This window comes from Burkholderia sp. Ax-1724, from assembly GCF_011752995.1.
Classification (GTDB): Bacteria; Pseudomonadota; Gammaproteobacteria; order Burkholderiales; family Burkholderiaceae; genus Paraburkholderia.
Genome location: NZ_VWWL01000054.1, coordinates 1 through 2,468 on the forward strand (window position 1 = coordinate 1; position 2,468 = coordinate 2,468).

The window sequence follows — 2,468 nt, forward strand, 5'->3', positions numbered from 1 at the left end:
TGTTGATTTGCACGGAATCCTGACCCACCCTCGGCAGTAATTTGCATCGAATCTTGACCCACGTAGAACACTGACCTGCTCGGCAACGGGCGGGGGAACGGAGTGATCGACGTGGCTATATTGAGCATCATCCGACGCTGGCACTTTCGCGATCATGTCTCGTTGCGCGAGATTGCCAAACGACTGGGCGTGTCGAGAAACACGGTCAGGCGTTACATACGGGCTGGCACGGTCCTGCCGGCCTATCCCGAACGCCACAGCCCCAGCAAACTCGATGGGTTCGCTGCGAAGCTCGCAGGCTGGCTCAAGACGGAGGCAAACCGGCCCCGCAAACAGCGCAGAACCCTGAAGCAAATCCACGCAGACCTGTGCGCACTGGGTTTCACCGGCTCTTACGACCGTGTCGCGGCGTTTGCCCGGCGCTGGCGACAGGAACAGCACGAGCAGGCCAAGACGACCGGACGCGGAACCTTCGTTCCGCTCCGGTTTGCCGCCGGCGAAGCGTTCCAGTTCGACTGGAGCGAGGACTGGGCCATCATCAATGGCGAGCGCACCAAGCTGCAGGTCGCGCAGCTCAAGCTCAGTCACAGCCGTGCCTTCTTCCTGCGTGCCTATCTCCTGCAGACCCATGAGATGCTGTTCGACGCGCATCATCACGCGTTCGTCGCCTGGGGCGGCATTCCACGCCGCGGCATCTACGACAACATGAAGACCGCCGTCGACAGGGTACGTCCCGGCAAGGTGCGCGAGGTCAACGCGCGGTTCAGCGCGATGGTGAGCCACTACCTGTTTGACGCCGAGTTCTGCAACGTCGCCTCCGGCTGGGAGAAGGGGCAGATCGAGAAGAACGTCCAGGACAGCCGTCACCGGCTCTGGCAGAAGGTGCCGACGTTCGGTTCGCTGGCCGCGTTAAACGACTGGCTGGCTGACCAGTGCGTGCTGCTATGGCAGCAGACGCGGCACCCGGAGCAGGACATGACGATCTGGGACGCGTGGTCTGCCGAGCGGCCACACCTGATGCCGGTCGGCCAGCCATTCGATGGCTTCGTCGAACACACCAAACGCGTCTCGCCAACCTGCCTCGTGAACTTCGAGCGCAACCGCTACAGCGTGCCGGCGTCGTTCGCCAACCGCCCCATCAGCTTGCGCGTCTACGCCGCAAAGCTCGTGTTCGTTGCCGAAGGTCAGGTGATTGCCGAGCACGAGCGGTGTATCAACCGCAGCCACGACCATGGCGAGACCATCTACGACTGGCGTCACTATCTGGCAGTCCTGCAGCGCAAACCCGGAGCGCTTCGCAATGGCGCACCCTTCGCCGAGTTTCCAGCCGGATTCCGCAAGCTGCAGGGCGTGTTGCTGAAGCGTCCCGGCGGCGATCGGGAGATGGTCGAGATTCTGGCGCTGGTCCTGTTGCACGACGAACAGATGGTGCTCGCAGCCGTCGAGCTCGCGTTCGAAGCCGGCGCACCCAACAAGCAGACGGTGCTGAACATCCTGAGCCGGCTGCTCGACAGCCCGCCTGTGCCGCCGCTGCAGACGCCGCAGGCCTTTGCACTGACCGTTGAACCGCAAGCCAACGTCGGCCGCTACGACCGACTAAGGGGTCGGGAGGACAACCATGCAGCCTGACGTCATGATGCAGATGCTCAAGTCGCTCAAGCTGCACGGTATGGCTCAGGCGTTAGGCGAGCTCGCCGCGCAGGACTCACCGGCCTACAAGTCGGCTTCTCTGGTGCTGGCAGGATTGCTCAAGGCGGAAATCGCAGAGCGCGAGGTGCGTTCCCTCGCGTATCAGATGAAGGCGGCACGCTTCCCGGCGTATCGCGACATCGGCGGCTTTGACTTCAGTTGCAGCGACGCCAATGAAGCGCTGGTGCGCCAGTTGTACCAGTGCGAATTTATCGACTCGGCACACAACATCGTTCTGGTGGGTGGACCCGGTACGGGAAAGACGCATCTGGCAACTGCAATCGGTGTGCAGGCTCTCGAACATCATCGTCGTCGCGTGCGCTTCTTCTCCACCATCGAACTGGTCAATGCGCTCGAACAGGAGAAGCTCGTGGGCAAGCCCGGACAACTCGCAACGCGACTCGTGTACGCCGATCTCGTGGTGCTCGACGAACTCGGCTATCTGCCGTTCAGCCAGACCGGCGGTGCGCTGCTGTTTCATCTGCTCAGCAAGCTCTACGAACGAACCAGTGTCATCATCACCACCAATCTGAGCTTCGCAGAATGGGCCAGTGTGTTCGGCGATGCAAAGATGACGACCGCGCTGCTTGACCGGCTCACGCACCACTGCCACATTGTGGAAACAGGTAACGATAGCTATCGTTTCAGAAACAGCACGACACAGCCAAAGAAGGAGAGAAAGAAGACCCAAATACCCACTGAATAACACGAAAAGCTGGTCCAACGGGTGGGTCAGAATTCAATGCAAATCGTGGGTCAGGATTCCGTGCAAATCAACA

2 protein-coding genes are annotated in these 2,468 nt (G+C 61.0%); both read left to right on the forward strand.

Going from position 1 to position 2,468, the window contains the following annotated elements:
* Positions 1-102: 102 nt before the first annotated feature.
* Entirely contained in the window at positions 103-1,629 is a 1,527-nt protein-coding gene (istA, locus tag F3J19_RS32230; RefSeq protein WP_167050523.1) for an IS21 family transposase, read from the forward strand.
* Positions 1,619-2,395, forward strand: coding sequence for an IS21-like element helper ATPase IstB (gene istB / locus F3J19_RS32235; protein ID WP_167050525.1), 777 nt, complete (start codon positions 1,619-1,621; stop codon positions 2,393-2,395). Before istA ends, istB begins: the two co-directional genes overlap by 11 nt.
* The last annotated feature ends 73 nt before the right edge of the window (positions 2,396-2,468 follow it).